This window comes from Rhizobacter sp. P2_H3 (assembly GCF_056403355.1).
Genome location: NZ_JBFUFQ010000027.1, coordinates 38255 through 45364 on the forward strand (window position 1 = coordinate 38255; position 7110 = coordinate 45364).

Genomic DNA, 7110 nt, shown 5'->3' on the forward strand with positions numbered 1-7110 from the left:
GCGGGGCCATGAAACCAGCCAGCTCCGGCGCCCCCTCCTTATTGGCGCTCCACAGCCTCCCCACACGCGCCTTCTGCCACCACCCTGCTCCTTCGGATTTGACAAGCGAACAAGTGAGGGTGGATGGCCGGGTCACGCTCGGGCAGCCACCCTCTGCATCAGCTTCACCAACTCCTCAGGCTGCGGCATGTCCTCGGTGCGATAGACCAACCGCGCCTGCCGGTCGAACACGAAGGCCTGCGCGGTGTGGCGATCGGTGCCGGGCGCGCGGCCGCGCAGGAAGTCGAGCAGCAGGTCGACATCCTTCAGCTTCGGCAGCGCCGCCGCCCAGCGCGGCGATTGCGCACCGAACTTCGCGAGCCAGGCCCGCATCGCCGGCAGGTCGTCGCCGAGCGGGTCGATCGACAGCGACAGCAGCCGCAGCCCGGCGTTCTCCTTCGCGAGCCGCGCCTGCGCATCGGCGAACACCGCGCCCTGGATCGGGCAGGTTGCGCTGCAGCCGGTGAACATCAGCTGCACGGCCGTGACCTGTCCGGTGAGCAGCGAGGGCAGCGCCACCGATCTGCCGGCCATGTCCTGCAGAGACAGCGCCGGCGCAGGCAGCGCCGGCTGCACCGGGCCGAAGACGCTGTGGGCCCGCGCCTCGTGCAACAGCAGCGCGCAGGCAGCCGCACCGACAAGCCACTCTCGCCGCGTCGTCATCGCGTCTCTCCTCCATCGATCAGGTAAGCCCACAGCGCCTTGCACTGCGCATCGTCGATCGCATAGCGCGGCATCTGCCGCGGGATCAGCATGATGGCCGGGTCGATGCCGCTGCGCAGCAATCGGCAGAACGCCGCCTCGTCGTAGCGCGACGGTGGGCCGCCCCGCCGCGCGATCGGGCCCAGCAGCCGCTCGCGCGTCAGCAGCGGCGCGAACGAGGCGGCGCCTGAGGCGGCTTGCGCCGCACTGTCGCGCGAATGGCAGTTGGTGCAGCGCGTCGCGATCGGCGGCAGTGGCTGGGCATGGCCGCTGATCGTGCCGGAGAGCGCGACCTCGCCGCGATACAGCTGGCGGCCGAGGTGGGTGACGGGATCGGCGAACGCGACGACCGCACACAGGGCCAAGCCGCCGCCCAGCCACCAGGACTTCGACAGGCTCAGTCCGAACGGTTCGTGTGCGTTCGCCACCGTCCCCTACCGCACCACCACGCTGTACATGCTGTTCCCTCCGGACCCCACCGGCCCCAGGTTCACCGTCCCGGCCGGGAAGCTCTTCGTCCACACGCTGAAACTGCGTGCCGTGCCCGCCTCGTCGGTCGTCATCTTCAGCCCGGTGTTCGACCAGCCCGCCATCCACGAGAACGCGCCGGTGAAGCGGTCGTCGACCGTCACATACACATCCGCCGGCTGGTTCAGCGTGAAGCTCGCCGTCGGGTTGCCCGTGAAGGTCTTCGAATCGTTCGCGGTGCGCAACCAGGGGGAACCCGACAGCACCGCCGGCAACCCGGTGATCGTGAAGGTGCGATCGCCGAACTGCAGCCCGGCCGCCTGCAGGTTGGCCTGCACCGACCAGTCCGCCGCGTTCGCCGTGTCCAGCACCGACAGGCCACCGATCGTCGCCGCGCTGATCGCATCGCTGCTGTCGTCCAGCTGCTGCAGGTAGGCCACCAGCTGCGTGCGCTGCGCCGCCGTCAGGCTGCCGGCCGCGCCGTGCTGGTTGGCCGCGTTGGCGGTCGTCAGCACGTCCAGCAGCGTGGCCGCCGAGCCATCGTGCAGGTACGGCCCTGTCGCCCACGCGCCCTTCAGCGTCGGCGTGTCCAGCCCGGTCAGCGTCTGGCCGAGCCGCTTGCCCGACGATGCCTTGATCGTGCCGACGTTGCGCAGCACGCCGCCGGCACTGTCCGTCACGTCGGTGCCGCCGTGGCAGGCGAGGCAGCCGCCCGCGCCGCGGAACAGCACCTGCCCGGCCAGCGCATCGGCGGTCAGCGTGCCGTTCGCGTTGCGGTACGGGCTCGCATCGCTCGCCTTCAGCGACGCGACGTATGCCGCCAGCGCATCCAGATCGGCGCTGATGCCCGTCTTGCGATCGCCCAGCGGCTGCGAGCGCGTACCGGTGTTGAACTGCGCATCGCTCATCAGCCCGGTGCCGAGCGCGAAGTTGCGGATCTGGCCCTCGAAGTCCTGGATCTCGTCGAAGTTGCCGGTCCAGTGCTGGTTGCCCTGCGCACCGGCATGCCCGCGCAGCGAGATCGTGTTGCGCAAGCCCTCGCCGAGCCCGGTGAAGTCCCAGGTGCGGCCGTCCTGCCCGCCGTCGTTGTGGCACGACGCACAGCTCATGTAGGCATCGCGCGCCAGCCGCGTGTCGGCCGCGTCGTAGAACAGCCTCTTGCCGGTCAGCACATTGGCCGCGAGCTTCTCGGTGCCGACCGCACCGGCGTTCGCGAGCAGCGGCAGGTTCAGCTCGCCGAAGTTCACGAGCCGCGTCAGGTCGTACACGCCGAGCGTGCGGTCCATGAAGTTGTTGACGTACAGCTTCAGCCCGTCGGCCGACACCGCCACCGCCTGCGGCGCACGCCCCACCGGGAAGCGGTAGATCTCGGCCTTCGCGACCGGGTCCACCACCGCCACCTCGCGGCTCGTCTCGAGCGCGACGAACAGGAACGCCCCGGTCGGGTGGAACACCGCGCCGCTGCTGACGCCGGAGTTGTCGTGGTCGATGCGCGCCGCGTAGTCCTCGGCCCAGCCCACCAGGTCGATGCGCGAGCTGATCGCGCGCACCGTGTTCTGGAAGTCCAGGTTGCTGCCGTCGCGCAGCGTGCCGCGCAACAGGTTGTCCTGCTTGGACGGCACCCAGGCGCTCTGGCCGTCCGGCGAGATCACCGCCGGCGCCAGGTAGTTCGGGATGCCGCGGCCCTGCAGCAGGCTGTCGGGCTTGTCGCTGTGCTGCAGCACCACGGTGCGCTCCACCGCCAGCGCGGCCGTCACGACGACCACCTCGCCGCCCTTCTTCACGCCGCCGACGGCCGTCTGCACGCTGGCCGTGCCCTCGCCCGGCAACGCCGGCGAGACGAAGCGCGACACCAGCACGAGGTCGCTCGCCGCCGTCACCGACACATGCCGCGGGTTCGCGCCCACCGCCACGCTGCCGAGCGTCGCACCGGTCGAGGCATTGAGCTTCAGCAACTGGCCGCTGCCCTCGAGCGCGACGTAGGCCGCGCTGCCGTCCGGCGCGAAGGCGAGGCCGAACGGTTGCGAGGCGCGCGGCAGCGCCACCGTCTGCGCGACGGCCAGCGTGCCGGCATTGACGATGCTGATCGTCGCATCGCCCTTGTTGACGACCCACATGCGGCCGTCGGGCGCGCGTGCCACGCTGCGCGGCCGCGTGCCGACCGCGATCTCCGCGACCCGCGCATTCGTGCTGCCGTTGAAGACGCTGACGCTGTCGTTGTCCTGGTTCACCAGCCACACACGCGGCGTCGTCGCGGGCTCCAGCGCGATCGCCGACGACGAGGTCGGGCGCGCCGCGGTGGCCGCCGCATACACGGCCTGCCTGAAGGTGCGCGAGGTGACGACGTTGTTCGCGTCGATCGCCTCCACCGTCACGCTGTACAGGCCCGGCGCCGCGTAGGTGTGGGCGATCGACGTGGCGGTGGAATACGCCGTCTGCGCCGTGCCGTCGCCGAAGGTCCAGCGGTAGCGCGTGCCGGTGCCGCCGTTCGACGCGACGTTGAAGGTCACACTGCTGCCAGAGACCACCGGAGCCACCGCGACCGGGTCGATCACGAAGGCCGCCGCGCTGACGTTCCAGCTGAAGGCTGCACTCGCGGTGCCACCGTGCCCGTCGTTGACGCCGACCGTCACCGCGAAGTTGCCGACGGTGCTCACCGTGCCGCTGATGAGCCCGCTGGTCGCGTTGATCGACAGTCCGTTCGGCAGGCCGGTGGCCGAGTAGGTCAACGCATCGCCATCCGGATCGCCGGCGCTGACGCCGAACGACACCGCCTGGCCGACCAGGTTGTTGCGGTTGGCGATCGGCGCGATGGCCGGTGCGCGGTCGACCGTCACCGTCTTCTCCGAACTGCGGTCCGGGAAGTCGTTGAAGTTGCCGCTCTTCAGCAGCGACCAGTTGACGCCGTCGTTGCCGATGTAGAAGTTCCAGCCGGCGATGATGCCGTTCAACCCGCCCGCCGCCGGGCGCGGCAGGTACTTGAAGCCGCCGATGCCGCGCGCCGTGCCGAGGTTGACGATGAAGCGGTGCGGCAGCGGCGCGTTGCCGCCGGTGTACTTGGTGTGCCAGAAGGTTGCTGCATCGCCATCGATCGCGGCGGCGCCCGAATTCTGGCCGCTCGCCGCCTCCTGGCTGTCGACCTGCACCGCCCAGCCGGTGCGCGGGATCACCGCGCCGGCGCGATCGAGCAGGTTGAACTCGGCCATCGAGGTCCAGGCGTTGCCGCCCTGCTCCGACACCGCCTCCAGCATCACGTACTGCACCGTCGCGCCGAGCACCGGCGTGACGTTCCACGCCAGCATCGTGCTGCTGGCCGCCACGTCGTTGCGCGTGCTCACCGTGACCACGTACTGGCCCACCGTGGTCGGCGTGCCGGTGATGGCGCCGCTGCTCGCATTGATCGCGAGGCCCGGCGGCAGGCCGGTCGCCGACCAGGTCAGCGTGCCGGTCGGCGTGGTGGCGGCCAGCGCCAGGTTCACCGCGCTGCCGCTGATGCTGCTCTGCGTGCCGGGGTTCACGAGCTTCGGCGCGGCATCGCCGCCGATGCGGATCATCTTCGACACCGACGGCGTGCCGGCCGCGTTCATCGCGAACAGCATGTAGTAGCCGGGCAGCAGCACGCCGGGGTTCGACGGCAGCGCCAGCGAATACGCATTGCTGCCGGTGGTGGTGAACTGCAGCGGGATGCGGCGCTGGTCGTTGTTGACGGTGTGCGTGGTCGAGCCGACGCGCACCAGCGAGAACTGCGCGACCGCGGCATTCGTCGTCACCGCGATGTTCGTGCCCTGCGTCGCGCTGGCCGGCGCGGTGCTGATCACCGGGCGCGTCGCGGCCGTGCCGTCGTCGTTCAGCAGGTAGTGCGGCGTCAGGATCTGCGCGTTCGCATGGTTGGTCGAGCAGCTGCCGCACAGGCCGCTGCCGGCCGTCAGCACGCGGGCGTCGGGCAGCAGCAGCGCGATGCTGTGGTAATTGCGCGGCACGCCGATCGGCGGCAGCGGCACGAAGGTCTCGGTGGCCGGATCCCACAGCTCGGGCACCAGGGCCGAGTTGTCATCGGACCACGGGCGGCCGAAGCTGTGGCCGCCGATCACCAGCACCTGCCCGTTCGGCAGCACGACGCCGTTGCTGAAGATGCGCGAGTACGCCATCGGCGCGACCTTGCGCACCGAGACGCCGGCGTTCACGTCGATCACGTAGGCGCGGTTGTTGGCGTTCTGCCCTTCGTAGGCCGGCGCACCGCCGACCTTCAGGATCTTGCCGATGTCGTACATCACCGCGTTGCCGCTCTGGCTGTACGCATCGTCGCCGCGCGTGCCGGCCGGCGTGATGCTGCCGCTGCCCTGGGTGTCGATCCAGTTCATGTTCGCGGCCGGCCCGGCATGCAGCACCTTGCCGTTCGGCGCCGGGAACAGCCACATGTGGTTGTCGGCGCGGAACGCGAAATCGGGGTCGTTGCCGAGCGCCGCATCGACCGGCACGCCGGTCAGGCGCGCCCAGCCGCCGGCGGCCGTCCAGCGCTCCCCGTGCTTGTTGCCGCGCCCGCCGCTCCACGAGCCGCCGAGCGTGAAGACCGAGCCGTCGGCGAGGATGGTGTTGGCGTTGTAGCCGCGCGGGATCGTCATCGTCGCGCCGGTGCTCCAGGCGTTGGCGACCGGGTCGTAGACCGTGGTCTTGGCGCTGTCCTTGCCGCCGTTGACGAGGATGCGGCCGTCCGGCAGGTTGGTGGTGCCGGTGCAGAACATGTCGTGGCCGGTCTGCGTGATCAGCGTCTCGCTCGCGTTCTGCGTGGCCGGGTCGAACAGCGTCGTGTAGGTCTGGCCGCTCGGCGCACCGTCGGTGAAGCGGTCGGACGAGGCCCACAGCATCACCTTGCCGTTCGGCAGCAGCGCGGCCGACGGCGTCACCATCGACAGCGGGATCAGCGGGGTCCATTGGCCGGCGCCGGGCGCGGCCACGGCGGCCGCCCGCTCGGTGGGCGACGCACCTGCGTCAGCCGGGGGTGGGGTCGGCGCGGTATCACCGCCGCCGCCGCCGCACGCTGCCAGCAGCAGCGCACCAGCCAGCACGGCACCACGCGGCACCGGGACGCGGAAGAATCGGGTCATGCTTGTCTCCTGCCTGGTGCATGCGGCGGCCCGGGGGCTCGCGCTGCGCCATGTCGTTGATCGGGGAAGGCTTGCTGTAAACGTATGTTCTATTTTTTAATCAACTAGAACATTCGCTCTTTTTACAGGGGTGCCGACGCGCTGTCAACACGGGCAGGTACTCAGAGCGACGGGATCAGCGACTCAGCCTAGATGGGCACCACGCGGTACCGTCGCATGATCGACTGAGCCTCTGTCGACGTCATTCGATGCGCAATCACCGAGGTCGATGAGGGGCTCATCGGCAAACTGGGCCAGCACGAGCGGATCCCTGGAAGAGATCTCACAGGCCCATCGGGCGGTCATCTTCGCCTTGGGAATCTGGATGTCCGTTCCTGCGGGGCGGACCATGTTCTGGCGCACGACCGTCTCCATCCAGCACGTCGGCAGGTCGTAGCCGAGGTAGAGAACCCCAAACTGATCGGAAGGCGGCAGCGCAGCAGGACAGTCATAGCGATTGCCCCCCGCCACACTCGGCTTCATCGGGTTCTGTCCAAACCAATAGACCCGATGGAAAGTCTCCCTGGTGGCCGTCTCGACGGCAAGAACGAAGGCCGGATCAAGCACCGGGAAGGGACCGCTCATGTCTCCTGACCTTCGGTGAGTTCTCTTTCCAACGCTCGCCTGACGGGCTCCAACAAGGAAGAACCAGCGGACAGATTCAGGTAGGCGATGAGCTCATCCTTGGCAAGAACCTTGGCCCGAGGCAGGTTTTCGTTGGACATCAGGCACTCGAAAGGCCGAAGTCCGTTCAAGC

The 7110-nt window shown here is 69.4% G+C and carries 4 protein-coding genes; all 4 read right to left on the bottom strand.

What is annotated here, in order from left to right:
• Positions 1–132: 132 nt before the first annotated feature.
• A complete protein-coding gene (locus AC1D1T_RS08095) occupies positions 133–702 on the bottom strand; it encodes an SCO family protein (RefSeq protein ID WP_477826675.1) in 570 nt (189 codons plus the stop codon).
• Complete coding sequence (locus AC1D1T_RS08100) at positions 699–1169, bottom strand: hypothetical protein (protein ID WP_465113358.1); 471 nt, start codon at positions 1167–1169, stop codon at positions 699–701. The genes AC1D1T_RS08095 and AC1D1T_RS08100 overlap by 4 nt, the downstream gene beginning before the upstream one ends.
• 6 nt (positions 1170–1175) lie before the next feature.
• Positions 1176–6314, bottom strand: coding sequence for a putative Ig domain-containing protein (locus AC1D1T_RS08105; protein WP_477991739.1), 5139 nt, complete (start codon positions 6312–6314; stop codon positions 1176–1178).
• Between the two features lie 183 nt (positions 6315–6497).
• Positions 6498–6938, bottom strand: a complete 441-nt coding sequence (locus AC1D1T_RS08110) for a hypothetical protein (RefSeq protein WP_477991740.1) — start codon at positions 6936–6938, stop codon at positions 6498–6500.
• Between the last annotated feature and the right edge of the window lie 172 nt (positions 6939–7110).